Here is a 25,370-nt window from a genome sequence, read left to right on the forward strand (position 1 = left end):
ACGGCCTGGGTTGAGCGCTCAAAGGCCACAGAGCCGACGCAGTGCAGCGGTGTCCAGGTGATGCTCCACCAGGTCCGCCAGACGCTCGATATCGCGTTCACGCAAGGCGTGGTAATCCACCTCCTGCACCGCTTCGAGCCCGGCCCAGCGCAACAGCGCACTGCAGGCCGCAGGGGTTTCGAACAGACCGTGCAGGTAGGTGCCGAGGATCTGCCCGTCGGCGCTGCAGGCGCCATCGCTGCGACCGTCGTCCAGTTGCACGGCGGCCAGCTCCAGGGCCGGCCCGCGAGTGACCCCGGCGTGAATTTCATAACCACTGACCGCGGCATTCTCCAGGCTCAGGCGACCGCTGACGTTACGCAGCTGTTTCTCTTCTTCGAGCACGGTTTCAAATGCCAGCAGGCCCAGGCCGGGGCTGGAGCCCGCAGCGCCTTCGAGCCCGAGCGGGTCATGCACCTGCTCGCCAAGCATTTGCAGGCCACCGCAGATGCCCAGCACTTTGCCGCCGTAGCGCAGGTGGCGGGCAACTGCCCGATCCCAGCCGTTGCTGCGCAGGTAGGCCAGATCGCCCCGTACGCTTTTCGAGCCGGGGAGGATGATCAGATCGGCAGCAGGAATCGCCTGGCCGGGGCCGATGAATTGCAAGTCGACCTGAGGATGCAGGCGCAACGGATCGAAATCCGTGTGATTGCTGATGCGCGGCAGCACCGGCACCACCACCTTGAGCAACTGTTCGACCTTGCCCACCTGGCGTTGGTCGATACCGTCCTCGGCTTCCAGGTGCAGGTCCAGGACATAGGGCAGCACGCCGATCACCGGCTTGCCGGTGCGGGCCTCCAGCCAGTCCAGGCCCGGTTGCAACAACGCCAGGTCGCCACGAAAGCGGTTGATGATGAAGCCCTTTACCCGGGCCTGCTCACTGGGAGACAGCAGTTCCAGGGTGCCCACCAAATGGGCGAAGACCCCACCTCGATTGATGTCGGCGATCAGCAGCACCGGGCAGTCCACCGCCTCGGCAAAGCCCATGTTGGCAATATCGCCGGCCCGCAGGTTGATCTCCGCCGGCGAGCCGGCGCCTTCCACCATCACCACCTGATAAGCGCTTTTCAGGCGCTCATGGGAAGCCAGTACGGCCTGCATGGCGATGGCCTTGTAGTCGTGATAGGCCACGGCGTTCATGCTGGTCACGGCGCGGCCGTGAATGATTACCTGAGAGCCGGTATCGCTGTTGGGCTTGAGCAGCACCGGGTTCATGTCGGTGTGGGGCGCCAGATTGGCCGCCTGGGCCTGGACGGCCTGGGCCCTGCCGATCTCGCCGCCATCGGCAGTCACCGCACTGTTGAGGGCCATGTTCTGGGGCTTGAACGGCACCACGCTGACACCCTGGCGCCGCAGCCAACGGCACAGGGCCGTCACCAGGGTGCTCTTGCCGGCATCCGAGGTGGTGCCTTGAACCATCAGAGTGCTCATGGATATTCCTTGCGATAGGCCTGCAGCGCCTGTTCCAGGCGATCCCAATCGGCCTCCTCGGCGGGCAGGCCGAAGCGCAGGCTGCTGTTATGAGTGAACAGCCGCAGGAGAATGCCGCGGCGCGCCATGAAGTGATAAAGCGATTCGGCCTCGGCACTGATCAGCCACTGAAACAGCGCGCAACCGCCCTGGGGCTTGAGACCATGGCGCTCGAGGACTTCAACCAGACGCTCGCTCGCCGCTTCGCTGCGCAACCTTTGCCGGGCGTGCCCCTGGGTATCGCGCAGGCAGGCCTGCCCCACCACCCGGGTCGGCCCGCTGACCGCCCAGGGTCCGACCTGCTCCGCCAGCAGTTTGAGCAGCCGACGCTCGGCCAGGACAAAACCCAGGCGTACTCCGGCCAGGCCAAAGAACTTGCCGAACGAACGCAACACAATCAGCCCCACCTGATGGGCGTGGCGGGCTAGGCTCAGGTGCGGGGTGTTGTCCATGAAGGCTTCGTCCACCACCAGCCAGCCGCCGCGCTGAGCCAGGCGCGCGTGCCAGTCCAGCAGGCGCTCCGGGGTCAGGCTCAGGCCGGTAGGGTTGTTCGGGTTGACCACCACCAGCACATCGAGGCTGTCGAGGAAGAAATCCACTTCCTGCTCCAGCACTTCGCGTACCCGGTAGCCGCTGCGGCGCCAGGCTTCGGCGTGCTCGGCATAACAGGGCGACAGCACACCGACCTTGCCCGCTCGACGCAAGCGCGGCAGCAACTGGATTGCTGCCTGGGAGCCGGCCACCGGCAGCACTTCACTGGCGCCGTAGTATTCGCGGGCCGCCTGTTCCAGTCCGTCATCGGTTTCCGGCAGGCGCGCCCAGGCACGCAGCGCAATGGGCGGCAGGGGAAACGGCCAGGGCGCCAACCCGCTGGACAAGTCCAGCCAGGCATCTTCGGCAATCCCGTATTGCTCGGCCGCCTTGCGCAGTCGTCCGCCGTGCTCAAGCATAGAATTCAGCCCCCAGGCAAAGAATCAGCAGCCACAGCCAGACACCCCGCTGCACCAGCTGCCAGCCACGATCAATGGAACCGGCACTGGCCGGCTCGCCTTCACCCAGTTGCGGGCGCTGATGCAGCTCACCGTGATAAATCGCTGCGCCACCCAGCTCCACTCCCAGGGCGCCCGCCCCGGCCGCCATCACCGGGCCGGCATTCGGGCTGTCCCAGGTCGGGCCCTGGCGGTGCCAGCACTTGAGTGCCAGCCGGGTCTTGCCCAGCAAGGCGTAAGTCAGGGCCACCAGGCGCGCGGGAATGTAATTGAGCAGGTCGTCAATCTTCGCCGCAGCCCAGCCAAAACGTTCGAAGCGCTCGTTGCGGTAGCCCCACATCGCATCCAGGGTATTGCTCAGACGGTAGAGCACCACCCCGGGCGCGCCGGCCACGGCAAACCAGAACAGCGCGGCGAACACCGCATCGCTGCCGTTTTCCAGCACCGATTCGGTGGCCGCGCGGGCCACTTCGGTGGCGTCCAGCTCGCTGGTCTGGCGACTCACCAGAAAGCCTACCCGGCGGCGCGCTTCTTCCAGATCGTCACTGCGCAACGCCTGGGCCACCGGCTCCACATGCTCGCCGAGGCTGCGCAGGCCCAAGGCGCAGTACAACGCCAGGATTTCCACCAGCCAGCCGACGTAGGGCAACCAGGACAGCGCTGTGGCCACCAGGGTCAGGGGCACCACCGCCAGCACCCAGGCGGTGACGCCATGGCTGCGCCAGCCACGGCCGGCGGAGTTGAAACGTTGCTCGATACGATCGGCCACACGGCCGAACGCCACCAGCGGATGCCAGCGCCTGGGTTCGCCCAGCAGCGCATCCAGCGCGACCCCGGCGACACTCAGCAAGGCCACACTCATTGACTCACTCCCCAGTAATTCTCATACAACAACTCACTCAGCGGCCGCGGTTGCGCCCAGCCTTCCAGTGCCAGCATCGGCGCCGGGTAGAATTCGGAGACCGGGCCCAGGCACAGCACGGCCACGGGCTTGGCACCTGCCGGCAGCCCCAGCAGATCGGCCAGGGCCTGAGGATCGAACAAAGACACCCACCCCATTCCCAGGCCTTCGCTGCGGGCCGCCAGCCACAGGTTCTGGATGGCGCAGGACAGGGACGCCAGGTCCATCTCCGGCAGGGTCCGACGGCCGAAGATGTGTCGTTCGCGGTCATCCATCAAGGCGGCCACCAGCACCTCGGCACAATCGCTGATGCCTTCGACCTTGAGCTTCATGAACTCGTCGGAACGCTCACCCAGGGCTTGGGCGGTGCGCACCCGCTCCGCCTCCACCAACTGCTGGATGTGCTTGCGCAACAGGCGGTCGCTGATGCGAATAAAACGCCAGGGCTGCATCAGCCCGACACTGGGCGCCTGATGCGCTGCTTCCAGCAAGCGCCGCAGCACTGCCGGCTCGACACTGCCACCCGCGAAATGACGCATGTCGCGGCGCTCGGCGATGGCCCGGTAGACCCCCTCGCGCTGCGCCTCAGAGAACCCCTGCTCACTCACCCGCCACGCCCTCGGCTAAAACCGGCTGAACAGGCGCGCCCGGCGCAAACAACGCCGCCACCGCCGCCGGATTGGACGGGAAATAGAAGTGCACATAAGAGGCCGTCATCCGCCCCTGGCGATACACCGCTTCCGCGCCGCGCCCGCCGTTGGGGCTGAGCCCACGGGCGATGGGCAGCAGCTCGGTGCTGGTCAGGGAATGGTGATAGGTGTGGCCGCGCAGACTGCCTTCGGGCAAATCCACCGCTTGCAAGGCCAGTGCCGCCAGGCGCTTCTGCATTACCGCATCTCCGGGCAGCAGGCCCAGGAGCTCGGCACGCTGGCCTTCGACATCGGTCAGGGAGTCCAGCAGGTAGAGCATGCCGCCGCACTCGGCGAGCAGCGGCTTGCCGGCCGCGTGATGGGCACGAATGGCCTGCAGCATGCTGCTGTTGCGGGCCAGGGCCTGATGGTGCAATTCGGGATAGCCGCCGGGCAGGTACAGGCTGTCCGCGTCGGGCAGCTGGGTATCGTGGATCGGCGAGAAGAAGCTCAACTGCGCCCCCATGGCTCGCAACAGATCGAGGCTGGCGCCATAGGTGAAGGCAAACGCCTCGTCCCGCGCCACGGCAATCCGCACGCCCTTGAGCAGTGGCGTGCAAGCCACCGGCGTGGGTGCAGCAAAACTCACCGCTGGCGGCAGTTCCACCTGGCAACTGCTGGCCAGGGCCTCGGCGGCGGCATCCAGGCGCAGGTCCAGATCATTCAGCTCGCTGGCCTGCACCAGCCCCAGATGGCGGCTGGGCAGCTCGATATCGGTTTCCCGGGACAAGGCGCCATACCAGCGCAAGCCTTCCGTCAGGCTGCCTTCCAGCAACTGCGCATGGCGCAGGGTACCAACCCGGTTGGCCAGCACCCCGGCAAACGGCAGGTCCGGCTGGTAGCGCGCCAGGCCCAGAGCCAGGGCGCCGAAGGTCTGGGCCATGGCGGTGCCATCGATCACCCCCAGCACCGGCACGCCGAAATGCCGCGCCAGATCGGCGCTGGAAGGGGTGCCATCGAACAGGCCCATGACCCCTTCGATCAGAATCAGGTCGGCCTCTCCCGCCGCCTCCCAGAGCAGACGGCGGCTTTCCTGCTCGCCCACCATCCACATGTCCAACTGGTACACCGCGGCACCACTGGCGCGCTCAAGAATCATCGGGTCGAGGAAATCCGGGCCGCACTTGAAGACCCGAACCTTGCGCCCCCGGTTGCGGTGCAAGCGGGCCAGGGCCGCGGTCACCGTGGTCTTGCCCTGGCCGGAAGCCGGTGCGGCGATCAACACTGCCGGGCAATGACGAACATCAGTCATGAATTCACGCTCACAGCTCGACACCTTTCTGCGCCTTGATCCCGGCCTGGAAGGCGTGCTTGACCATGCCCATCTCGGTCACGGTATCGGCCAGCTCGATCATCTCCGGCTTGGCGCCGCGACCGGTCACTACCACATGCTGCATGGGCGGACGTGCCTGCAGGTCACTGAGCACCTGATCCAGGTCCAGGTAGCCGTGCTTGAGGGCAATGTTCAGCTCGTCGAGCACCACCAGGCCAATATCCGGGTTGCTCAGCAACTCCCTGGAAACCGCCCAGGCGGCTTCAGCAGCAGCAATATCGCGCTGGCGATCCTGGGTTTCCCAGGTAAAGCCTTCGCCCATCACGTGAAAGCGCACCTGCTCGGGGAAACGCCGGAAGAACAGTTCTTCGCCGGTGCTGTTACGCCCCTTGATGAACTGCACCACGCCACACTGCATGCCGTGGCCCATGGACCGCGCCAGCATGCCGAAGGCCGAGCTGCTCTTGCCCTTGCCGTTGCCGGTCAATACCAGCAGCAGGCCGCATTCGTTGGGCGAGTTGGCAATGCGTTCATCGATCACGGCTTTTTTGCGCAACATGCGCGCCAGATGGCGCTCGTCACGATCGGGGGATTCACTCATGGGGCAGCTCTCCGTTGGGGCTGGGGAACGGGGGGCAGGGAAAAGGAACAGACGGCGCTAGCCTGGCATCGCCCACCGTGATGCCGTTGGATGGATCAGGCCGGTCTCCGGGCTCATGAGCGGCATGGCTGCCGGACTGCGCGCCTTCCCGTGTCATTGACACAGTGGCGTCAGGCGCAGTCTTGACTCATCTACCGTTGCGGGGGCAGCGCCGGAATCGTCGTCGGCTCCATCATTGGAACAGACCCTGACCGGCTTCCCTGTTTCACTCTGTCGGCCACCGGCCACAGAGCACCTGAAACAAGTCGCGAAGGTTAGAGGGTTGGGGGTGGAGCGTCAATTAAAGCCGGCCGTCGCCCCCGGCACAAAACTGCACTGCATCAATAAACTGGCGCCAATCTTGTGCCACACTCAGAGCAATGATATCAAATAGCCACTTTTCAGCGCCCCAGGCGCCAACCACACAACAATAAGGGGTAAGTTCGATGCAAGGCATGATCATCAGCAATCCGAAGCTGGAATTCCTGCGCCCGATGCTGGAACGCTGGTTCGATTGCATCGATCGCTACAACGCGGTTCGCGGCGATAACGAAACGCCCTACTGGTTCGACGAGCAGGCCAATCTCGGGCTGCTCAGCGCGGCGGCCTGGATGGCCGAGATGGTCAGCCTGGAACACAGCCCCAGCAGGAAACAGCAGGAAGAAGGTGCGCGCAACGCCCGCACCGACCTGTACCTGGCCACCAAGGAAGAGCGCGCCTACATCCACGCCACCCAGCGCTGGCCAAGGGTCAACAGCCTGAACCTGACCCAGGCACTGCTGGACGTTGCCCAGGACGCAAGAAAGATCAGCTACGCCAGCGACCTGAGACTGGGGTGCCTGTTCGTTGCCCCACAAAAATCCCAGCACAGCGCTACCCCGGAAGAGCTCCAGGACATGCTCGATGAACTGCAGAAAGAGCACTGCTGCGCCGTGGCCTGGTACTTCCCCTACGCCTATCGCAAGCTGCACAACGAGGCCGGCCACTACCACCCGGGCGTCGCCGTGCTCTTCAAGGAGGCCCGCTGATCGGGCGGAACCATCGACTGGCTATGCTTCTCTATGACTACGACGTCCGTGCACTCATAGGGAAATTCGCATGCTCAAGCTTCAGCACAGCCTACTGATCGCCATCGCCGCCGGCCTCGCCGCCTGCGGCGAAACTTCCAGCCTGCAGGTGTCCGACGGCACCGGCCCCAACCCCAAGCTGCCGGAACCCAACCCGACGCTGATCCCCACGGTCAACATCGCCCCCGCCATCGGCTGGCCGCAAGGCGCAAAACCCCAGGCCGCGGCCGGCACCCAGGTCAAGGCTTTCGCCGAGAACCTCGACCATCCACGCTGGCTCTACGTCCTGCCCAATGGCGATGTGCTGGTGGCGGAAACCAACGCCCCGCCCAAACCGGATGACAGCCAGGGCATTCGCGGCTGGATCGCCGGCAAGGTCATGGGCCGTGCCGGGGCGGCCGTGCCCAGCGCCAACCGCATCACCCTGCTAAGGGACCAGGATCACGATGGTGTGGCGGAGACCCGCACAGTGTTTCTGGAGAACCTCAATTCGCCCTTTGGCATGACCCTGGTGGGCAATGACCTGTATGTGGCCGATACCGACAAGCTACTGCGCTTTCCCTATCAGAGCGGCGACACCCAGATCAGCGCAGCCGCCACCAAGGTGGTCGACCTGCCCGGCGGCACCCTCAACCATCACTGGACCAAGAACGTTATCGCCAGCAAGGACGGCAGCAAGCTCTACGTCACCGTGGGCTCCAACAGCAACGTCGGCGAAAACGGCCTGGACAAGGAGCAAGGCCGAGCGGCGATCTGGGAGGTGGACCGTGAAAGCGGCCAGCACCGCCTGTTCGCCACCGGCCTGCGCAACCCCAATGGCCTGGCCTGGGAGCCGGCCAGCGGCGCACTCTGGACCGCAGTCAACGAGCGGGACGAAATCGGCAGCGACCTGGTGCCGGACTACATCACCTCGGTCAAGGATGGCGCGTTCTATGGCTGGCCCTTCAGCTACTACGGGCAACATGTGGATGTACGGGTCAAGCCGCAGAACCTCGACCTGGTGGCCAAGGCCATCGCCCCGGACTACGCGGTAGGCCCGCACACCGCGTCGCTGGGGCTGACCTTCGCCGACGGCAGCAAGCTCCCCGCCCCCTTCACCGAAGGCGCCTTCATCGGCCAGCACGGTTCCTGGAACCGCAAGCCCCATAGCGGCTACAAGGTAATTTTCGTGCCATTCAGCGCCGGCAAGCCCAATGGAGCGCCGATCGATGTGCTTAGCGGCTTTCTCAATGCCGACGAGAAAGCCATGGGACGCCCGGTCGGAGTGGTGATCGACCAGCAAGGCGGGTTATTGGTGGCCGACGATGTCGGCAACAAGATCTGGCGAGTGTCCGCCGCCAAAGCCCCCTAGGCTCAACGCTTGCGGCACAGCGTCAGACCATCTCCCAGCGGCAGCAGCGACAGATCGATACGCGAGTCATCCTTCAAGGCGCGATTGAGCGCCTGGATGGCTCGGGTATCCTCGCTCAGGGAATCGGTCTCCAGCACGCGCCCGCTCCACAGGGTGTTGTCGAACACCAGCAGCCCGCCAACTCGCAACAGGCCCAGCGCAGCCTCCAGGTAGGCCGGGTAGTTGGCCTTGTCGGCATCGATGAAGATCAGGTCGAAACAGCCAAGCTGCCCCGCTCGCTCCAGGCTGGCCAGGGTATCCAGGGCCGGGGCCAGGCGCAGTTCTATGCGCTGGCCCACCCCCGCCTCCTGCCAGTAGCGCAGGGCCGTAGCGTTGTAGTCGCCGGGAATGTCGCAGCAGATCAGAGAACCGTCTTCAGGCAGCGCCTGGGCCATGCACAGGGCGCTGTAGCCAGTGAAGGTGCCGACCTCCAGCACGCGACGGGCGCCGGTCAACTTCACCAGCAACGCGAGGAACTGGCCCTGCTCGGGCGCCACCTGCCAACGGGCGGTGGGCAATGCCTGGGTTTCATCCCGCAGACGACGCAGCAGGGGCGTTTCACGCAGGGAAACGTCCAGCAGGTAATGGTAGAGGGCATCGTCGAGGTTCAGCGTCCGAGCGGTCACAGGCACCTCGACCAGAGAAGATTAGGGATTGCGCGCCAGGTGTTCTGGCTGCAGGACGCGCTTGGCGCTCAGGTAGGCCTTCTGCCAATAGGCCTTGGACAGGCTGTCGAGCTTCACCGTGCCGCCAGTGGCCGGCGCATGCACGAAGCGCCCTTCCCCCACGTAGATGCCCGCATGGCTGACCTGGGAGCCGCCATTGGTGGCGAAGAAGATCAGGTCGCCGGTCTGCAGTGCGTTCTTGCCCACGTCCGGCGCTTGCATGCCGATCATTTCCCGGGTTGAACGCGGCAGGGAAATACCCGCCGCATCGCGGTAGACGTAACCGATCAGGCCACTGCAGTCGAAACCGGAATCCGGGGTGTTGCCGCCCCAGCGATAAGGCGTGCCCACCAGCCCAAGGGCGCGGAACAGCACGTCTTCGGCAACCGGAGAGAAGGTTTGGGAGGAGTTGAACACCGGAGCACGCACCACAGGCGCAGGCGGCGGGGTACGGCTGGCACAGGCGCTGAGCAGCGCTGCGAGGGCAATGAGAGCGAAACGGGCTGAGGTCGACATAAGCTGGACAATCCTGATCGGGATGCGGCTTTCTCTGCCGTGGCACTGAAAACAAAACCGCGTAAGCAAGGCTTACGCGGTTAGTTTCAACAATAGATCAGGATTCTAGCGCCTACACGCCAAACTTCAAGTAAGACTTTAACTTCGCCCTACAAATAGTCCGCTTATTTGCGTGCAGTGACCACGGTTGGAGCCATGGCAAGTGCGCGCTTGGCTTCGATGAAGGTCTTGCTCCAGTAGCTATCGCCCAGGCTGTCGACCCGCACACCGCCACTGCGACGGCTGCTGGAGTGGATGAACTGGTCATCGCCCAGGTAGATACCTGCGTGGCTGACGCGCCCACGGCCGTTGGTGCTGAAGAACAGCAGATCACCCGGCTTGAGATTGTTGCGTGCTACCAGAGGCGCTTTCACGTTGATCATTTCGCGAGTGGAACGCGGCAGGTTCATGCCCGCCTCTTCACGAAACAGATAACCGATGAAACCGCTGCAATCGAAGCCGGCTTCCGAGGTACCGCCGAAACGGTAACGGGTACCGATCAGGGACATGCCGCGCTCGAGGATGCTGTCAGCCAGAACTGGCAACTGGTAAGGCTTGCTGTCAGAGAACTCTGCCAGTTCCTTTTCAGTTGCAAGCTCTTCCTGATAAACAGCGGAAGACTGGTTTTTGACGGAGACTTGAGCCTGCTGGACAGGTTGCTGCTGGGACACCGGAGTGTGGGAGGCGCAACCAAACAACAGGGTGACGAGTGCGAGAGGCACGAGGGGTGCGAAGCGATTTAGCATGGGCACGACCGTGGCTTGAAATAATAGAAGACGCGACTATGCCTTCTATCGCCCTCATTTGCAAATTCAATCGATCAGAATGTGACTTATGAGTTTCTTCCGTACATCTAAGGCTTTAAGCCCATTTTAAGTCCGCCCGCCTCTGGAAACCCTTCCAAAGGTGCGTTTTCTGGCGCCTGGAATATGCCGAAGGTCGCCCCCGAAAGCCATGGAAGCCTTGTCTTTACCAGCCCAGGGTCTCTTTCAGAAAAGGGATGGTCAGCTTGCGCTGGGCCTGCAACGAAGCCTGGTCGAGGCGCTCGAGAAGCTCGAACAGGGCACTCATGCTGCGGGTACCGCGGGTCAGGATGAAATGCCCGACCTCGTCGGTCAGATGCAGCCCCCGGCGGGATGCCCTTAGCTGCAAGGCACGCAATTTGTCTTCGTCGGAGAGCGGGCGCATCTGAAAGATCAGTGCCAGGGTCAGGCGAGACTTCAAATCCGCCAGTTTCACCGGCAACTCGCGAGGCGAGGTCGAGGCCGCGATCAACAGGCGCCGACCACTGTCGCGCAAGCGGTTGAACAGATGAAACAGCGCTTCTTCCCAATCCGCCTTGCCAGCCACTGCCTGCAGGTCATCCAGGCAGACCAGCTCGTACTGTTCCAGGTTGTCGAGAATCTCGATACCGCGATCCAGAAGCTCCGCCAGCGGCAGATACACCGCCGGCTCCCCCAACTGCTCGAAACGCAGGCACGCGGCCTGCAGCAAGTGCGTGCGGCCCACGCCATCCTTGCCCCAGAGGTAGATCAGGCTTTCGGTCCAACCGGCGTCGGCTTCGCAGAGGCGCTCGACGTAGCCGAGTGCTGCGGCATTGGCGCCTGGGTAGTAGTTGATGAAGGTGGCGTCATCACGCAGACGCACACCTAGGGGCAGCTGAATCGGTTTCATGCTGACTGAACAGTTCCAAAGGAACCGTTAGTGGCCTCTGTGTAAAGTTTGCAAAGTTTATACCCGTGACGCCGAGCGCACAATGCAGCAGACCACAAGCAAAATCAAAGGTTTGCGACAGCCAAACGCAATCGGAGGGCGTTCCTTGACAGCTACCGTGACGGCCGGCCAAGCGTCGCCAACCGTCACGAAGGCCCGCGCGCCCCTTTACAACTCGGGGTCTTCAGCACCGCTGTAGAGATCCGAATCCTTGTACAGATCATGCACATGGCGCACCAGCACCATGATCACAGCTGCCACCGGCAGCGCCAGCAGCACCCCGGTAAAACCGAACAGTTCGCCGCCGGCAAGAATGGCAAAGATCACCGCCACCGGGTGCAGGCCGATGCGATCGCCCACCAGCAACGGCGTCAGCACCATGCCCTCAAGGGCTTGCCCCACCATGAATACCGCGACAATGCCGATCATCGGATACAGGTCGCCACCGAACTGGAACAGCCCGGCAATCAGCGCCGCGCCAATGCCGATGACAAAGCCCATATACGGCACGATTGCCGCCAGACCGGCAATCAGACCGATCAACAGCCCCAGCTCCAGCCCCACCAGCATCAGGCCCGCGGCGTAGATCACCCCGAGAGCCAGCATCACCAGCAATTGCCCGCGAACAAAAGCCCCCAGCACTTCATGGCACTCCCCGGCCAGAGACACCACCTGCTCTTCGCGGCTGCGTGGCAACAGGCTGCGGATCTTGGCCATCATCAAGTCCCAGTCCCGCAGCAGATAGAAGCTGACCACCGGGATCAGCACCAGATTGGCCAGCCAGCCAATCAGCGCCAGGCCCGAAGCCGTTGCCTGGCTCAGCACCACGCCGACGATATCGGTGGTCTGGCCCATGTGCTCGCTGATGGCCGCCTTGACCTTGTCGAACTTCCAGAAGCCGTCCGCCAGACCGAGCTTGGACTGCACCCAGGGCATGGCGCTGTGCTGGACCCAATCGAGCATCTGCGGCGCCAGTTCATAGAGCCGCACCAACTGCTTGGCCAGCATGGGCACCAGCACCAGCAGCAGGGTCATGACGATCAGGGTGAACAAGGCGAATACCGCCACCACGCCCCAGGTCCGCGACAACCCCCATTGCTCCAGCCGGTCCACCAGCGGATCGAACAGGTAGGCCAGCAACAGCGCCACCAGGAACGGACTGAGGATCGGGTGCAGCAGGTAGACGAACCCGCAGGCCAGGAGCACGACACCCAACCAGACCCAACGACGCGTATCAGCCATATACCTCTCCAGCTTCTATATAGAAGGAAACAACCTGCTACCAACGAAAACGCAGTTGGGCCTGCGGCGCCGGCGGCGCCACAGGGGCGGCCCCTTCAGCGCCTTGTACAGGAGCTTGCGGCGCAGGCGCTTCGCCCGCCGGAATCTCTTGCAGCTTGGCCAGCGACAGTTGCGCCCGCAGCTGCTCCGCACTGCCGTTGACGCGATAGACGATCCGATCACCGTCAACGCTCTGCAACTGCGCACCAAAAGGCTCCAGCAAGTGCCCAAGGGCCGCGTAATGCTCCAGAGTCATGCCCTGCACTTCCAGCAACTGCTCGCTGGAAGCACCAGGACGAGTGACGAAACGGGGCGCCAGACGCTGGCTCACCGCCAGCAACACCCCATCGGCCAGGGCCGCGGTATCGGCGCCCTGGACAGTGCCCTGCTCCTTCTGATCGCCCAGCCACAGCCGCCACTTGGCTTGCCATTGGCCACCTTCTTCCCGGGCATGTACCGCCAGCAACGCATCAGCACCGTAACGCTCGGAGGCTTCACGCAGCGGCGCCGGATCGGAACCTTCAAGATTCGGCGCCGTGGCGACGATCTGCTCGTTCAGATCCCCCAGCGGCAGGCGCAGGGGCAAGCCACGATGTTGAGCCGCACGCCGCAAGGGCGCCGCGCTGGCCTGGCCATCCCCCACCAGGCTCGAGCCTTCGGTGGAATCACTCAGCCACCAGCCGATGATCGACGGCCGGTTGTTGCCCCAGAGCGATAGCCCGGCCTGACGCAGGGCGCGATCGGTGGTGACCGGATCGAAATCCACCTGCAGGCTTTCCGGCGGGCCGGCGTCGTAGCCGTACTGACTGATGATCTGCTGCGGGTCCTTGCGGATCGCCGCCAGCCCTGGCCCCTGGGCGGCCTTGGCGTCGCCAGTGAGGCGCAGCACCAGGGTTTCCAGGGCCCGCTGCGTGGCCTGGTCGCGCTCTTCGGGCGACTGGCTGCTCACAGGCTCACGCACTTGATACAGGCCATTGAGGGTTTCGGCATGACTCGCCAGGCTGACCAATGACAAACAGCCCACAAACAGAAATTTACCCAGACGCATGGAAGATTCCCGACGACAGAAAACGATTGAAACAGCGCACTTGAACCGCGGCGAGCAAGGCTGTGACCACAAGCCTGGGCAAAACATTCACCCGGCGCCCGATAGTTTTCGCGCTGTCATAACGATAGCCACTTGAGCGCTATACCTTATACAGGCATGGGCAGGAGCACCAACACGACCAATCGCGGTTTTTTTAACAGGATATGCCTCTCCCCGTCGGCCCGAGGATGGCCGCTGCCCCTCAAGCCTGATAAAATCGCGCGCCTTCGCAGACCGGCATCAGCTGGGCACCCTGAAACACTTTTCCTGTGTTTCCGGCAGTCTCACTGGTTCGGTCGATACCCCTGAATCCCCCCTAAAGGCCTGGATCATGAGCAAGCAACCCTCCCTGAGCTACAAAGACGCCGGTGTAGACATCGACGCCGGTGAAGCATTGGTCGAACGCATCAAGAGCGTCGCCAAGCGCACTGCGCGCCCGGAAGTCATGGGCGGCCTGGGCGGTTTCGGCGCCCTCTGCGAAATCCCGGCCGGCTACAAGCAACCGGTGCTGGTCTCCGGCACTGACGGCGTCGGCACCAAGCTGCGCCTGGCCCTGAACCTGAACAAGCACGACAGCATCGGCATCGACCTGGTGGCCATGTGCGTCAACGACCTGGTGGTCTGCGGCGCCGAACCGCTGTTCTTCCTCGACTACTACGCCACCGGCAAGCTCAACGTCGATACCGCAGCCCAAGTGGTAACCGGCATCGGCGCTGGCTGCGAGCTGTCCGGCTGCTCCCTGGTGGGCGGTGAAACCGCTGAAATGCCCGGCATGTACGAAGGCGAAGACTACGACCTGGCCGGCTTCTGCGTAGGCGTGGTGGAAAAGGCCGAGATCATCGACGGCTCGAAAGTTGCCGCCGGCGATGCCCTGCTGGCCCTGCCCTCCTCCGGCCCGCACTCAAACGGCTACTCGCTGATCCGCAAGATCATCGAAGTCTCCGGCGCCGACATCGAAAGCATCCAGCTGGACGGCAAACCACTGACCGACCTGCTGATGGCGCCGACCCGCATCTACGTCAAGCCACTGCTGAAGCTGATCAAGGACACCGGCGCAGTCAAGGCCATGGCCCACATCACCGGTGGCGGCCTGCTGGACAACATCCCGCGTGTGCTGCCAAAAGGCGCCCAGGCCGTGGTCGACGTGGCGAGCTGGCAGCGCCCGGCGGTCTTCGACTGGCTGCAGGAAAAAGGCAACGTCGACGAGCACGAAATGCACCGCGTGCTGAACTGCGGCGTGGGCATGGTCATCTGCGTGGCCCAGGATCAGGTCGAGAACGCCCTGAAGGTCCTGCGCGAGGCGGGCGAGCAGCCATGGGTCATCGGCCAGATCGCCACCGCAGCCGAAGGCGCGGCCCAGGTCGAGCTGAAGAACCTCAAGGCTCACTGATGCAAGAGCGGATGTCGCCGACCTGTGATGTTGTGGTGCTGTTGTCCGGCACCGGCAGTAACCTGCAAGCCTTGATCGACAGCGTGCACACCGGCGACAGCCCGGTGCGCATCGCCGCCGTGATCTCCAACCGCGCTGACGCCTATGGCCTGCAGCGCGCCAAGGACGCGGGTATCGCTACCCGCTTCCTCGATCACACCGCCTTCGAAGGCCGGGAGGCCTTCGATCAGGGGCTGATCGAGCTGATCGATACCTTCCAACCCAAACTGGTGGTCCTGGCCGGATTCATGCGCATTCTCAGCGCCGGATTCGTCCGCCACTACGAGGGCCGGCTGCTGAATATCCACCCCTCGCTGCTCCCGAAATACAAAGGGTTACACACTCATCAGCGGGCGCTGGAGGCCGGAGATACGGAGCATGGCTGCAGCGTGCACTTCGTCACCGAGGAACTCGATGGCGGCCCTCTGGTCGTACAGGCTGTGATCCCGGTAGAGTTGCACGACTCGCCGCAGAGCCTGGCGCAGCGAGTGCACGTCCAGGAACACCGGATTTACCCCATGGCCGTACGCTGGTTTGCCGAAGGTCGGCTGACGCTCGGCGATCAGGGTGCTTTACTGGATGGTCAAATACTGGCCGCCAGCGGCTATTTGATTCGAACCTAGGAGATTTTATGCGTCGCGCCCTGCTCTTCGCTTGCGCTCTGTTCGCCCTGCCGGCTGTGCAGGCGGCAGACCTTCACCCGTTCTCCGCCAGCTACACCGCCGACTGGAAGCAACTGCCCATGAGCGGCACTGCTGAACGCAGCCTGGAAAAAACCGCCAATGGTGCGTGGAAACTCAGCTTCAAGGCATCGATGATGATCGCCAGCCTGAGCGAGGAAAGCACCCTGACCCTGGACAAGGACACCCTGGTGCCCCAGTCCTATCGCTTCGAGCGTGGTGGTCTGGGCAAAGCCAAGAAAGCCGACCTGGATTTCGACTGGAAAGCCAAGATGGTCACCGGCACCGACCGTGGTGATGCGGTCAAGCTGCCGCTGAACACCGGCATGGTGGATAAATCCACCTACCAGCTGGCCCTGCAGCACGATGTGGCAGCCGGCAAGAAGACCATGAGCTATCAAGTGGTCGACGGCGGTGAAGTCGACACCTATGACTTCCGTGTCCTGGGCTCGGAGAAGGTTGACACCAAGGCTGGCCAGATCGATGCGATCAAGGTCGAGCGCGTTCGCGACCCGACACAGAGCAAACGCATCACCGTGATGTGGTTCGCCAAGGACTGGGATTACCTGCTGGTGCGCCTGCAACAGGTGGAAACCGACGGCAAGGAGTACAACATCATGCTCCTCAACGGCACCGTTGACGGCAAGACGGTCAAAGGCAGCTGAGCCGCAGCAGTCACGAAGCCTCGCGAAAGCGGGGCTTTTTTTTGCCCGGGATTTGGTTCCTCGCCCGCACAGCAAGCCCCGGCACAAGCCCTCGAAGATGAAACTTTTGTCATGAAGCGGTACGCCCTGCGGCGAAATGTCACGGTTTACGCGGGCTGCAGGATTTTCTTCGATTCTGCAAAGGTTTGTTGCAGCGCCAGGCAATTTACTTAGCAAGCTAACAAAATATATAACAGAGTCCTGCACACGCCTTGCTGCAGATCAACAGAGATTGGAGCTAGCAGATGACTGTAAAAGTAACTGAACGCGACGATTCACATATGTCCCATGAAGGCGTAGCCGCGGGTGTACGGATCTGGGATGTACATCAACAAGACATGCTGGTGGGCATGTTCCACTCCGAGAGCGACGCCCACAGCTACAAGGCTGAATTGGAAAAACTCGAGCAGAACCGCGCGCCCCAGAGCTCCTGACTCGACCTCAGTGCCGGAGTGCCGGGATCTCCACGCGGATCAACGGCCTCCCCCACAAACGACAAACCCCGCCATGAGCGGGGTTTGTCGTTATTCAAGGCTTACCACATCAGATCGTCGGGGATCTGGTAGGCCGCGTACGGATCATCTTCATCCGGCGCCTCGGTAGGCGTATTGAGCTGCACGATACGGCGCGGGTCACGCTCCTGGATCTTCAGCGCGGCTTCCCGCGGAATCACCTCGTAGCCGCCGCCATGGTGGACGATGGCCAGGGAGCCGCTGCTCAGCTTGTTGCGCATGAGGGCATTCACCGACAGGCGCTTGACCTTCTTGTCGTCGACGAAGTTGTAGTAGTCCTCGGTGTTCAGCTTGGGCAGCCGCGACACTTCGATCAGTTGCTTGACCTGCGCCGCGCGGGCTTTCTGCTCGGCCTTTTCCTGTTGCTGACGGTTGAGCTCCTGGTCGCGCTTGACCTTCTCGGCCATGGCTTCCTGGGCCGCACGCTGCTGGGAGTCATCGAGTTCGATCTGGCCTTTGTGGGCCAGGCGCTGCTGCTTCTGCTTGTCTTTGCTGACCTGCTTGGCCTGCTTTTGGTTGACCAGCCCTGCTTTGAGCAACTGGTCGCGAAGGGAAAGGCTCATGGTGCTTACTCACTTAGGCAACGGCCTCAGCCGCAGCTGGGCAAATTCTTTTCCTGACGTTTGGCTTCGCCCCACAGGGCATCCAACTCTTCGAGGGTGCAATCTTCCATGGGACGGGCAGTGTCGCGCAATGCCTGCTCGATAAATCGGAAGCGTCGGTCGAATTTGGCGTTGGCACCGCGCAGGGCGGTTTCCGGGTCGACCTTGAGGTGCCGGGCCAGGTTGACCACGACAAACAGCAAGTCGCCGATTTCATCGGTGATCGCCGCCGCATCGTTGTCGGCCATGGCTTCCAGCACTTCATCCAGTTCTTCACGAACCTTGTCCACCACCGGCAGGGCTTCGGGCCAGTCGAAACCGACCTGGGCCGCACGCTTTTGCAACTTGGCGGCGCGGGACAAGGCCGGCAAGGCCACCGGCACATCATCGAGCAGGGACAACTGCTGGGGAGCCTCGGACTTCTCCGCGCGCTCCTCGGCCTTGATCTGCTCCCAGCGCTCCTTGACCTGGTCTTCATCGAGCCGCGGGATGTCCAGCGGCGCGTACAGGTCCCCGGTGGGAAATACATGGGGATGCCGGCGGATCAGCTTGCGCGTGATGCCGTCCACCACCGCGTCGAACTCGAAACGCCCCTCCTCCCGGGCCAGCTGGCTGTAGTACACCACCTGGAACAGCAGGTCCCCCAGCTCGCCCTGCAAGTGGTCGAAGTCGCCGCGCTCGATGGCGTCGGCCACTTCATAGGCCTCTTCCAGGGTATGGGGGACGATGCTGGCGTAGTTCTGCTTGATGTCCCACGGGCAGCCGTACTGCGGGTCGCGCAGGCGCGCCATGAGGTGGAGCAGGTCTTCAAGGCTGTACATCAGTTCATCCATTTCATACAGGCATCAGGGGGTCCGGTTGCGCCGGGTCTCGATGATGTTTGGCAACTGGGAAATCCGCCCCAACAGGCGACCCAACGCGTCCAGCCCCGGGATCTCGATAGTCAGGGACATCAACGCGGTGTTGTCCTCCTTGTTCGAGCGGGTGTTGACCGCCAGCACGTTGATCCGCTCGTTGAGCAGCACCTGGGACACATCACGCAGCAGGCCGGAACGGTCGTAGGCGCGGATGATGATATCCACCGGATAGGTCAGCACCGGCACCGGCCCCCAGCTGACCTGGATGATCCGCTCCGGCTCGCGCCCGGCCAGTTGCAGCACCGAGGCGCAGTCCTGGCGGTGAATGCTCACGCCGCGGCCCTGGGTGATGTAGCCGACGATCGCATCCCCCGGCAATGGCTGGCAGCAGCCGGCCATCTGGGTCATCAGGTTGCCCACGCCCTGGATCTGGATGTCGCCACGCTTGCCCGGCTTGTAGCCGGCAGCCTTGCGCGGAATCAACTCCAGTTGCTCGTTGCCCCGCTCCGGCTCCACCAATTGCTGGGCCAGGTTGACCAGTTGCGCCAGGCGCAGGTCGCCCGCGCCCAGGGCGGCGAACATGTCCTCGGCGATCTTCATGTTGGCCTTCTCGGCCAGCTTGTCGAAATCCACCTGTGGCAGGCCGAGTCGGCTCAGTTCGCGTTCCAGCAGGGTCTTGCCGGCGGCGACGTTCTGATCGCGGGCCTGGAGCTTGAACCAGTGGACGATCTTCGCCCGCGCCCGGGACGTGGTGACATAGCCCAGGTTCGGGTTCAGCCAGTCGCGACTCGGCGTGCCGTGCTTGCTGGTGATGATCTCCACCTGCTCGCCGGTCTGCAGGCTGTAGTTGAGCGGCACGATGCGCCCGTTGATCTTCGCGCCCCGGCAGTTGTGGCCGATCTCGGTGTGCACCCGGTAGGCGAAATCCAGCGGCGTGGCGCCCTTGGGCAGGTCGATGGCGTGACCGTCGGGGGTGAAGATGTACACCCGGTCCGGTTCGATATCCACCCGCAGCTGTTCGGCCAGACCGCCGATATCCCCCAGTTCCTCGTGCCATTCGAGCACCTGGCGCAACCAGGAGATTTTCTCTTCGTAATGGTTGGAGCCGGACTTGACGTCGGTGCCCTTGTACTTCCAGTGCGCGCAAACCCCCAGCTCCGCCTCTTCGTGCATGGCGTGGGTACGGATCTGCACTTCCAGCACCTTGCCCTCAGGGCCGATCACCGCCGTGTGCAACGAGCGGTAGCCGTTCTCCTTGGGGTTGGCGATGTAGTCGTCGAACTCTTTGGGGATGTGCCGCCACAGGGTATGCACGATGCCCAGCGCGGTGTAGCAATCGCGCATTTCCGGCACCAGCACCCGCACCGCGCGCACGTCGTAGATCTGGCTGAATTCCAGGCCCTTGCGCTGCATTTTGCGCCAGATGGAATAGATGTGCTTGGCCCGCCCACTGATGTCGGCGTTGACCCCGGTGGCCTTCAGTTCGTTCTGCAGCTGGTTCATCACGTCGCTGATGAAACGCTCGCGATCCAGGCGCCGCTCATGCAGCAGCTTGGCGATCTGCTTGTACTGCTCGGGCTCCAGGTAACGGAAGGACAGGTCTTCCAGCTCCCACTTGATATGCCCGATACCCAGGCGGTGAGCCAGGGGTGCGTAGATGTCGAAGACTTCCCGGGCAACCCGGTTGCGCTTCTCTTCGTCGGCGCTTTTTACCGCTCGAATCGCACAGGTACGCTCGGCCAGCTTGATCAGTGCAACCCGCACGTCATCCACCATGGCCACCAACATCTTGCGCAGGTTTTCCACCTGGGCCTGGGTGCCCAGCACCAGGGACTGGCGGGGGCTGAGGCTGGCGGTAATGGCCGCCATGCGCAACACGCCATCGATCAGCTTGGTGACCACCGGACCAAACCGCTGGCTGACCGCCGGCAACTGGATCTGGCCCTCGCGGACACCCCGGTAGAGCACCGCGGCAACCAGGGAGTCCTGATCCAGCTTGAGATCGGCGAGGATCTCGGCGATCTCCAGGCCCGTGCTGAAACTCGACACGTCCTCGGGGCTGAGATTCTTCGTTGCTATGTGCTGCAGTTCCGCCTCGCGGGCGAACTCGCAGGCTTCTTTCAAGGCTTCACGGTCCAGTGCCATGTCGACGCTGACCGTATGATCGAGCCATGCCTCGAGATTGATACTGCCGTCGGTGTTGATCGGCTGGTGCGCTCTCACCTGTACCATCTTGCTTTACCTTCCCTACGACGCACATTCAATGCGTCAAATCGCTGACCTTCAACGCTCGGGTGCGGCTCGCAGGGCCAGCGCGCCACTCCCGAAAGACCAGTCGGATTAGACAAGCCATCCTAGCTCGCTTCAAATAACGCCATGGCCTCGACATGCGCCGTCTGAGGAAACATATCGAGGATCCCGGCACGTTTTAATCTATAGCCCTGCTTGATCAGTTCGACCGTGTCACGAGCCAAAGTTGCCGGATTGCATGACACGTACACCAACCGCTTGGCACCCAGGGTCGCCAACTGGCGGACCACCTCGAAAGCACCGTCGCGGGGTGGGTCCAAGAGTACCGCAGAAAAGCCTTCATCAGCCCACTCGGCAGCGCTCAGAGGTTGGGATAAATCGGCTTGAAAAAAGCGCGTGTTATGCAAATTGTTGCTGGCGGCATTCTCCGCCGCGCGCGCCACCATGGTCGCCACGCCCTCTACCGCCACCACTTCCCGCACCTGTCGGGCCAACGGCAAGGCGAAGTTGCCCAGGCCGCAAAACAGGTCCAGCACCCGCTCATCAGATTGCGGCGCCAGCCACTCCAGGGCCTGGGCGACCATCGCTTCATTGACTCCCGCATTGACCTGGACGAAGTCACCCGGCCGATACGCCAGGTGCAGGTCCCAGGTCTCCAGGCGGTAGCCCAGAGCCTGCGATGGATCAAAGGGTTGCGGCTCGCCTTCACCGTGCAGCCACAATTGCGCCTGATGGAAATCGCAGAAGTCCTTGAGGATCGTCAGGTCGCTGTCGGACAACGGCGCCATGTGGCGCAAAAGCACCGCCAGGGCCGAACCGCTGAACAACTCCACATGCCCCAATGCCTGAGGCTTGCTCAAGCGTCGCAGCATGGCGGGCAAACGGTTCATGACAGGTTGCAAGGCCTGTACCAGCACCGGGCAATCGTCGATGGCGACAATGTCCTGGCTACCGGCAGCGCGAAAACCCACCTCAAGTTGCTTGCCCTTGGCGTCCCAGCGCACCGCCACCCGGGCGCGGCGCCGATAGCCGAACTCGGGACCGCTCAAGGGGGCGGCCCAGGCCTCGGGCTCGACACCCGCGACCTTGGACAACTGCTCGGCGAGCATGCGCTGTTTCAGGGCAAGCTGTTCGTCATGGGGCAAATGCTGGACACTGCAACCGCCGCAACGCCCGGCATGGGCACAGGCCGCCGGGCGACGCAGATCACTGGCGTTGAAGATGCGCTCGGCACGGGCCTCCACCACTTTGCCGTGGCTGCCCAACACCCGAGCTTCGACTTCTTCACCGGCCAGGGCACCGCTGACAAACCAGGTACACCCTTCGACAAAGGCAATGCCACGGCCGTCGTTGGCCAGACGCTGAATCGTCAAACGCTGTTTCTTGCCCACTGGAATCTGCGGCGCCCGGCTACCGCCCGCCGGCTGGAAGCGCAGGCCTCTATCGTGCTTAGCCATCAGTTGGGCGCATCGAAAATGCCGGTCGACAGGTAACGATCGCCACGGTCGCAGATGATCGCGACCATGACCGCGTTTTCCACTTCCCGGGACAGGCGCAGCATCGCTGCCACCGCACCGCCGGAAGAGACGCCACAGAAGATCCCTTCTTCACGGGCCAGGCGCCGAGTCACGTCTTCGGCCTCGCTCTGGGCCATGTCGACGATCCGGTCGACCCGACTGGCCTGGTAGATCTTCGGCAGGTATTGCTCGGGCCAGCGGCGAATGCCGGGAATGGCCGAGCCTTCCATCGGCTGCAGACCGACGATCTGCACCGCCGGGTTCTGCTCCTTCAGGTAACGCGAGGTGCCCATGATGGTGCCGGTGGTGCCCATCGAGCTGATGAAGTGGGTAATGCTGCCCTGGGTCTGGCGCCAGATTTCCGGGCCGGTGCCGCTGTAGTGGGCCTCAGGGTTGTCGCCGTTGGCGAACTGGTCGAGCACCTTGCCGCGGCCTTCGGCCTGCATCCGCTCGGCCAGATCGCGGGCGCCTTCCATGCCTTCTTCCTGGCTGACCAGAATCAGCTCGGCGCCGTAGGCGGTCATGGCCGCCTTGCGCTCGGCGCTGGAGTTGTCGGGCATGATCAGGATCATCTTGTAGCCCTTGATCGCTGCAGCCATGGCCAGGGCGATGCCGGTATTGCCCGAGGTCGCTTCGATCAGGGTATCGCCGGCCTGGATCTGCCCGCGCAACTCGGCGCGGGTGATCATCGACAGTGCCGGACGGTCCTTGACCGAACCCGCCGGGTTGTTGCCCTCGAGCTTTAGCAGCAGGGTATTGCTGGTGGCGCCGGGCAGGCGCTGCAGGCGGACCAGGGGGGTGTTGCCGACGCAATCGGCGATGGTTGGGTACTGCAAGGTCATGGCGTATTCGCAATCCAGACTGCGGGGGCGCCTATCATACCGGCAAACGACCGAGCGCCATATCACGCAAAGTGCGAGCCTTATGGCTTATTGGAATAAGACAGCCCAGGGCAAGCCTCAGGCCGCCAGCAGGCGCACGTGGATGCGCAAGCCCTGGGCCAGGTTCTGCGCCCACAACTGCCCACCCTGGCGCCCTACGGCATTGCGGGCGATGCTCAGGCCCAGGCCGAAACCGCCATCCCCCGGTCGCGACCCATCCAGACGAGTGAAGGGAGCGAAGATCCTTTCCAGATCCTCTTCAGCCACCCCCGGCCCTTCGTCATCCAGCCACAGGTGCCAGTACTTGCCGTCGCGCTGGCCTCCGAGGCTGACCCGTGCTCCGGCCGGAGAATGCCGAATAGCGTTGCGCAGGATGTTTTCCAGGGCCTGGGCCAGGGTATTGAGGTGCCCGCGAACCCAGCAATCGGCCTCCAGCTCGCAACGCAGCTGGTGCGCGGACCAGCCACTCTCGAAGCAGGCATTTTCGCTGAGCATCTCCCACAACGCCTGGACCTGGATCTGCTCTTGCGGCAGTGGCGCACGCTCGGTGTCCAGCCAGGCCAGTTGCAGGCTGTCCTCCACCAGGCGCTGCATGCCGTCGACCTCCCGCGCCAAGCGTTCGCGCAGCGCGGCAAGATCACGCTCGCCATCGCAGGCCACGCGCAGGCGGCTCAGGGGGGTGCGCAACTCGTGGGACAGGTCCCGCAACAACTGCTGCTGCACCGCCACGGTACTCTGCAGACGTTCGGACATCTGATCGAACGCCCGTCCCAGTTCGCCCAGCTCGTCCCGACGCTGAGTGGTTTCACTGGACAGCCGCACGTTCAACTGCTCCGCCCGCCAGGCGTTGGCCTGCTCGCGCAACTGGTTCAGCGGCACCACCAGCAAGCGATACAGGCCGACACACAGCAACAAGGTGAACAGCCCGGGAATCACCCCATTGGTGATCACCTGCCAGAACACCCGGTAGCGCCCCGGCATGAAACGTTGCGGCAACTCGATCACCAGGCTGCCCAGGGACGGATCCTCGGGAAAGGGTACTTTCAGCCACGGCAGGCCCCGGGCGTGCCGGCTCACCGGCCAGTCGGCACCGCGCAGGAAGGTCAGGCGCTGGGCCTCCGCCGGCGTCAACGGGTAGCTGCTCAGGGATTGCAGGTCACTGCCAATCACGCCGATCCAGGTTTTCTCGCGGCTGGCGATCTGCTGGATCCAGGCATCGACACCGGCACTCTGGCCGCCCTTCCAGGCCTGCTCGGCCTCGCGGGCGTAGCTGCCCAAGGTGGCTCTGGCCTCATCGGAGAGGTAGAGGTTCTTCTGCTCCACATAACGCCCCCAGGACCAGCTCAGCCAGATCATCAACAGGCAGAAAGCTACCAACAGGCACGCCAGCTTCCAGAACAGCGAATGCCGCCCCGGCAGATCAGACCAGTTCATCTAAGGCGCTCAGCACATAACCCTTGCCCCACACGGTTCGCAGCTCACGCTCGCTGTAGCCCAGCGCCTTGAGCTTGCGGCGGATCTGGCTGACATGCATGTCCAGGCTGCGGTCGTGGGCCGCATAACCGCGTTGCAGTACATGCTGATAAAGGAAGGCCTTGCTCAACACCTCGTCGCCATTGCGGTGCAAGGTATCCAGCAGGCGGTATTCACTGCGGGTCAGGCCGGCCCATTGCTCGGCAAAGAACACGTCGCTGCGCTCATCGTCGAAGCGCAGGCTCTGGGCCAGGCTGACGGGTACCGGCGGCATCGGTCGCCGGTCCAGGGCGACCCGGCGCAGGATGGCCTCGATGCGCACACGCAGCTCGGCCATGCTGAATGGCTTGGGCAGGTAATCGTCGGCCCCCAGGCGGAAACCGCTGATTCGGTCGGCTTCCGCTCCCAGGGCGGACATCAGCAGCACCGGCGTGGAATGGCTCTGGCGAAAGTGCGTGAGCACTTCCAGGCCATCCATTCCGGGCAACAGGATATCCAGCAGCACCACATCGAAAGGTCGGCGCCGGGCAATGCCCAGCCCTTCCGGGCCGTTCTGGCACCAGGTCACGGCAAAGCCACAATGCTCCAGTTGCTCGCGCACATAGGCACCCAGCACCGGGTCATCTTCAATGGTCAGAATACGTGGTGGCTCAACAGATACGGGAGTCATTGACTTCTGCAAGTGATTCTCAGTTGGGCGATTATT

The 25,370-nt window shown here is 63.3% G+C and carries 25 protein-coding genes and 1 riboswitch; of the genes, 6 read left to right on the forward strand and 19 right to left on the reverse strand.

Annotated features, from left to right (window positions below):
- Positions 1 to 18 precede the first annotated feature (18 nt).
- From AC1RCO_RS16880 to cobO, 6 genes are read right to left on the reverse strand one after another with little or no spacing between them, the layout of a single operon-like run.
- Positions 19 to 1,470 (reverse strand): cobyric acid synthase, encoded by a 1,452-nt coding sequence (locus AC1RCO_RS16880; protein ID WP_093407693.1) that lies wholly within the window; start codon positions 1,468 to 1,470, stop codon positions 19 to 21.
- On the reverse strand, positions 1,467 to 2,459 hold the full coding sequence (cobD, locus tag AC1RCO_RS16885) for a threonine-phosphate decarboxylase CobD (RefSeq protein ID WP_011062691.1): 993 nt from the start codon (positions 2,457 to 2,459) through the stop codon (positions 1,467 to 1,469). The genes AC1RCO_RS16880 and cobD overlap by 4 nt, the downstream gene beginning before the upstream one ends.
- Complete coding sequence (cbiB, locus tag AC1RCO_RS16890) at positions 2,452 to 3,360, reverse strand: adenosylcobinamide-phosphate synthase CbiB (protein WP_015636637.1); 909 nt, start codon at positions 3,358 to 3,360, stop codon at positions 2,452 to 2,454. The genes cobD and cbiB overlap by 8 nt, the downstream gene beginning before the upstream one ends.
- Positions 3,357 to 4,007 carry a 5,6-dimethylbenzimidazole synthase gene (bluB, locus tag AC1RCO_RS16895; protein ID WP_053159772.1) on the reverse strand — a complete coding sequence of 217 codons (651 nt, stop codon included), beginning with the start codon at positions 4,005 to 4,007 and terminating at the stop codon, positions 3,357 to 3,359. The genes cbiB and bluB overlap by 4 nt, the downstream gene beginning before the upstream one ends.
- On the reverse strand, positions 4,000 to 5,340 hold the full coding sequence (locus AC1RCO_RS16900; RefSeq protein ID WP_065365423.1) for a cobyrinic acid a,c-diamide synthase CobB: 1,341 nt from the start codon (positions 5,338 to 5,340) through the stop codon (positions 4,000 to 4,002). Before AC1RCO_RS16900 ends, bluB begins: the two co-directional genes overlap by 8 nt.
- 10 nt (positions 5,341 to 5,350) lie before the next feature.
- On the reverse strand, positions 5,351 to 5,962 hold the full coding sequence (gene cobO, locus AC1RCO_RS16905; protein WP_015636640.1) for a cob(I)yrinic acid a,c-diamide adenosyltransferase: 612 nt from the start codon (positions 5,960 to 5,962) through the stop codon (positions 5,351 to 5,353).
- Positions 5,963 to 6,043: 81 nt separating this feature from the next.
- Positions 6,044 to 6,276: riboswitch (cobalamin riboswitch) on the reverse strand.
- Between the two features lie 171 nt (positions 6,277 to 6,447).
- Here cobO and AC1RCO_RS16910 point away from each other — a divergent pair.
- A complete protein-coding gene (locus AC1RCO_RS16910; RefSeq protein ID WP_047288455.1) occupies positions 6,448 to 7,029 on the forward strand; it encodes a hypothetical protein in 582 nt (193 codons plus the stop codon).
- Between the two features lie 70 nt (positions 7,030 to 7,099).
- Positions 7,100 to 8,419, forward strand: a complete 1,320-nt coding sequence (locus AC1RCO_RS16915) for a PQQ-dependent sugar dehydrogenase (RefSeq protein WP_072442785.1) — start codon at positions 7,100 to 7,102, stop codon at positions 8,417 to 8,419.
- A 2-nt stretch (positions 8,420 to 8,421) separates the two neighbouring features.
- On the opposite strand, the gene AC1RCO_RS16920 is transcribed toward AC1RCO_RS16915, so the two are convergent.
- The 6 genes from AC1RCO_RS16920 to AC1RCO_RS16945 all read right to left on the reverse strand — a co-directional run bounded on the left by AC1RCO_RS16920 (position 8,422) and on the right by AC1RCO_RS16945 (position 13,720).
- Positions 8,422 to 9,084, reverse strand: a complete 663-nt coding sequence (locus AC1RCO_RS16920) for a class I SAM-dependent methyltransferase (protein WP_011062698.1) — start codon at positions 9,082 to 9,084, stop codon at positions 8,422 to 8,424.
- A 21-nt stretch (positions 9,085 to 9,105) separates the two neighbouring features.
- Positions 9,106 to 9,639 (reverse strand): C40 family peptidase, encoded by a 534-nt coding sequence (locus tag AC1RCO_RS16925; RefSeq protein WP_011062699.1) that lies wholly within the window; start codon positions 9,637 to 9,639, stop codon positions 9,106 to 9,108.
- Between the two features lie 164 nt (positions 9,640 to 9,803).
- Complete coding sequence (locus AC1RCO_RS16930; RefSeq protein WP_015636644.1) at positions 9,804 to 10,424, reverse strand: C40 family peptidase; 621 nt, start codon at positions 10,422 to 10,424, stop codon at positions 9,804 to 9,806.
- Positions 10,425 to 10,647: 223 nt separating this feature from the next.
- Positions 10,648 to 11,352 carry a DnaA regulatory inactivator Hda gene (gene hda / locus AC1RCO_RS16935; protein ID WP_007898944.1) on the reverse strand — a complete coding sequence of 235 codons (705 nt, stop codon included), beginning with the start codon at positions 11,350 to 11,352 and terminating at the stop codon, positions 10,648 to 10,650.
- Between the two features lie 207 nt (positions 11,353 to 11,559).
- Positions 11,560 to 12,633 (reverse strand): AI-2E family transporter, encoded by a 1,074-nt coding sequence (locus tag AC1RCO_RS16940; protein WP_011062701.1) that lies wholly within the window; start codon positions 12,631 to 12,633, stop codon positions 11,560 to 11,562.
- Positions 12,634 to 12,670: 37 nt separating this feature from the next.
- Positions 12,671 to 13,720 carry a DUF2066 domain-containing protein gene (locus tag AC1RCO_RS16945; protein WP_065365420.1) on the reverse strand — a complete coding sequence of 350 codons (1,050 nt, stop codon included), beginning with the start codon at positions 13,718 to 13,720 and terminating at the stop codon, positions 12,671 to 12,673.
- 370 nt (positions 13,721 to 14,090) lie between these two features.
- On the opposite strand from AC1RCO_RS16945, the gene purM reads away from it, so the two are divergent.
- The 4 genes from purM to AC1RCO_RS16965 all read left to right on the forward strand — a co-directional run bounded on the left by purM (position 14,091) and on the right by AC1RCO_RS16965 (position 17,006).
- Positions 14,091 to 15,149 (forward strand): phosphoribosylformylglycinamidine cyclo-ligase, encoded by a 1,059-nt coding sequence (purM, locus tag AC1RCO_RS16950; RefSeq protein ID WP_011062703.1) that lies wholly within the window; start codon positions 14,091 to 14,093, stop codon positions 15,147 to 15,149.
- Positions 15,150 to 15,160: 11 nt separating this feature from the next.
- Entirely contained in the window at positions 15,161 to 15,811 is a 651-nt protein-coding gene (gene purN, locus AC1RCO_RS16955) for a phosphoribosylglycinamide formyltransferase (protein ID WP_123576908.1), read from the forward strand.
- A gap of 8 nt (positions 15,812 to 15,819) precedes the next feature.
- Positions 15,820 to 16,533: a DUF3108 domain-containing protein gene (locus AC1RCO_RS16960; RefSeq protein WP_011062705.1), complete on the forward strand. Its 714-nt coding sequence runs from the start codon at positions 15,820 to 15,822 to the stop codon at positions 16,531 to 16,533.
- Positions 16,534 to 16,817: 284 nt separating this feature from the next.
- Entirely contained in the window at positions 16,818 to 17,006 is a 189-nt protein-coding gene (locus AC1RCO_RS16965; RefSeq protein ID WP_011062706.1) for a hypothetical protein, read from the forward strand.
- A 101-nt stretch (positions 17,007 to 17,107) separates the two neighbouring features.
- On the opposite strand, the gene AC1RCO_RS16970 is transcribed toward AC1RCO_RS16965, so the two are convergent.
- From AC1RCO_RS16970 to AC1RCO_RS17000, 7 genes are all read right to left on the reverse strand, one after another.
- On the reverse strand, positions 17,108 to 17,647 hold the full coding sequence (locus AC1RCO_RS16970) for a DUF2058 domain-containing protein (RefSeq protein WP_103289446.1): 540 nt from the start codon (positions 17,645 to 17,647) through the stop codon (positions 17,108 to 17,110).
- 26 nt (positions 17,648 to 17,673) lie between these two features.
- Positions 17,674 to 18,507, reverse strand: coding sequence for a nucleoside triphosphate pyrophosphohydrolase (mazG, locus tag AC1RCO_RS16975; protein WP_011062708.1), 834 nt, complete (start codon positions 18,505 to 18,507; stop codon positions 17,674 to 17,676).
- Between the two features lie 24 nt (positions 18,508 to 18,531).
- Positions 18,532 to 20,775, reverse strand: coding sequence for a GTP diphosphokinase (relA, locus tag AC1RCO_RS16980; RefSeq protein WP_011062709.1), 2,244 nt, complete (start codon positions 20,773 to 20,775; stop codon positions 18,532 to 18,534).
- A gap of 122 nt (positions 20,776 to 20,897) precedes the next feature.
- On the reverse strand, positions 20,898 to 22,250 hold the full coding sequence (rlmD, locus tag AC1RCO_RS16985) for a 23S rRNA (uracil(1939)-C(5))-methyltransferase RlmD (protein WP_492617886.1): 1,353 nt from the start codon (positions 22,248 to 22,250) through the stop codon (positions 20,898 to 20,900).
- Positions 22,250 to 23,152 carry a cysteine synthase CysM gene (gene cysM / locus AC1RCO_RS16990; protein WP_011062711.1) on the reverse strand — a complete coding sequence of 301 codons (903 nt, stop codon included), beginning with the start codon at positions 23,150 to 23,152 and terminating at the stop codon, positions 22,250 to 22,252. The genes rlmD and cysM overlap by 1 nt, the downstream gene beginning before the upstream one ends.
- A 117-nt stretch (positions 23,153 to 23,269) precedes the next feature.
- Complete coding sequence (locus tag AC1RCO_RS16995) at positions 23,270 to 24,625, reverse strand: histidine kinase sensor domain-containing protein (protein ID WP_492575159.1); 1,356 nt, start codon at positions 24,623 to 24,625, stop codon at positions 23,270 to 23,272.
- Entirely contained in the window at positions 24,612 to 25,334 is a 723-nt protein-coding gene (locus tag AC1RCO_RS17000) for a response regulator transcription factor (RefSeq protein WP_011062713.1), read from the reverse strand. The genes AC1RCO_RS16995 and AC1RCO_RS17000 overlap by 14 nt, the downstream gene beginning before the upstream one ends.
- Between the last annotated feature and the right edge of the window lie 36 nt (positions 25,335 to 25,370).

The sequence above is a fragment of the Pseudomonas sp. GW823-FHT03E05 genome (assembly GCF_058796855.1).

Coding starts and splice junctions, on each gene's coding strand:
- AC1RCO_RS16970 (WP_103289446.1), bottom strand. CDS start 17,647: ATGAGCCTTTCCCTTCGCGACCAGTTGCTCAAAGCAGGGCTGGTCAAC.
- purM (WP_011062703.1), top strand. CDS start 14,091: ATGAGCAAGCAACCCTCCCTGAGCTACAAAGACGCCGGTGTAGACATC.
- hda (WP_007898944.1), bottom strand. CDS start 11,352: ATGAAACCGATTCAGCTGCCCCTAGGTGTGCGTCTGCGTGATGACGCC.
- AC1RCO_RS17000 (WP_011062713.1), bottom strand. CDS start 25,334: ATGACTCCCGTATCTGTTGAGCCACCACGTATTCTGACCATTGAAGAT.
- AC1RCO_RS16925 (WP_011062699.1), bottom strand. CDS start 9,639: ATGTCGACCTCAGCCCGTTTCGCTCTCATTGCCCTCGCAGCGCTGCTC.
- AC1RCO_RS16900 (WP_065365423.1), bottom strand. CDS start 5,340: ATGACTGATGTTCGTCATTGCCCGGCAGTGTTGATCGCCGCACCGGCT.
- AC1RCO_RS16965 (WP_011062706.1), top strand. CDS start 16,818: ATGACTGTAAAAGTAACTGAACGCGACGATTCACATATGTCCCATGAA.
- rlmD (WP_492617886.1), bottom strand. CDS start 22,250: ATGGCTAAGCACGATAGAGGCCTGCGCTTCCAGCCGGCGGGCGGTAGC.
- AC1RCO_RS16930 (WP_015636644.1), bottom strand. CDS start 10,424: ATGCTAAATCGCTTCGCACCCCTCGTGCCTCTCGCACTCGTCACCCTG.
- AC1RCO_RS16940 (WP_011062701.1), bottom strand. CDS start 12,633: ATGGCTGATACGCGTCGTTGGGTCTGGTTGGGTGTCGTGCTCCTGGCC.
- cobO (WP_015636640.1), bottom strand. CDS start 5,962: ATGAGTGAATCCCCCGATCGTGACGAGCGCCATCTGGCGCGCATGTTG.
- purN (WP_123576908.1), top strand. CDS start 15,161: ATGTCGCCGACCTGTGATGTTGTGGTGCTGTTGTCCGGCACCGGCAGT.
- AC1RCO_RS16915 (WP_072442785.1), top strand. CDS start 7,100: ATGCTCAAGCTTCAGCACAGCCTACTGATCGCCATCGCCGCCGGCCTC.
- cbiB (WP_015636637.1), bottom strand. CDS start 3,360: ATGAGTGTGGCCTTGCTGAGTGTCGCCGGGGTCGCGCTGGATGCGCTG.
- AC1RCO_RS16960 (WP_011062705.1), top strand. CDS start 15,820: ATGCGTCGCGCCCTGCTCTTCGCTTGCGCTCTGTTCGCCCTGCCGGCT.
- cysM (WP_011062711.1), bottom strand. CDS start 23,152: ATGACCTTGCAGTACCCAACCATCGCCGATTGCGTCGGCAACACCCCC.
- AC1RCO_RS16910 (WP_047288455.1), top strand. CDS start 6,448: ATGCAAGGCATGATCATCAGCAATCCGAAGCTGGAATTCCTGCGCCCG.
- AC1RCO_RS16945 (WP_065365420.1), bottom strand. CDS start 13,720: ATGCGTCTGGGTAAATTTCTGTTTGTGGGCTGTTTGTCATTGGTCAGC.
- relA (WP_011062709.1), bottom strand. CDS start 20,775: ATGGTACAGGTGAGAGCGCACCAGCCGATCAACACCGACGGCAGTATC.
- AC1RCO_RS16880 (WP_093407693.1), bottom strand. CDS start 1,470: ATGAGCACTCTGATGGTTCAAGGCACCACCTCGGATGCCGGCAAGAGC.
- cobD (WP_011062691.1), bottom strand. CDS start 2,459: ATGCTTGAGCACGGCGGACGACTGCGCAAGGCGGCCGAGCAATACGGG.
- AC1RCO_RS16995 (WP_492575159.1), bottom strand. CDS start 24,625: ATGAACTGGTCTGATCTGCCGGGGCGGCATTCGCTGTTCTGGAAGCTG.
- mazG (WP_011062708.1), bottom strand. CDS start 18,507: ATGTACAGCCTTGAAGACCTGCTCCACCTCATGGCGCGCCTGCGCGAC.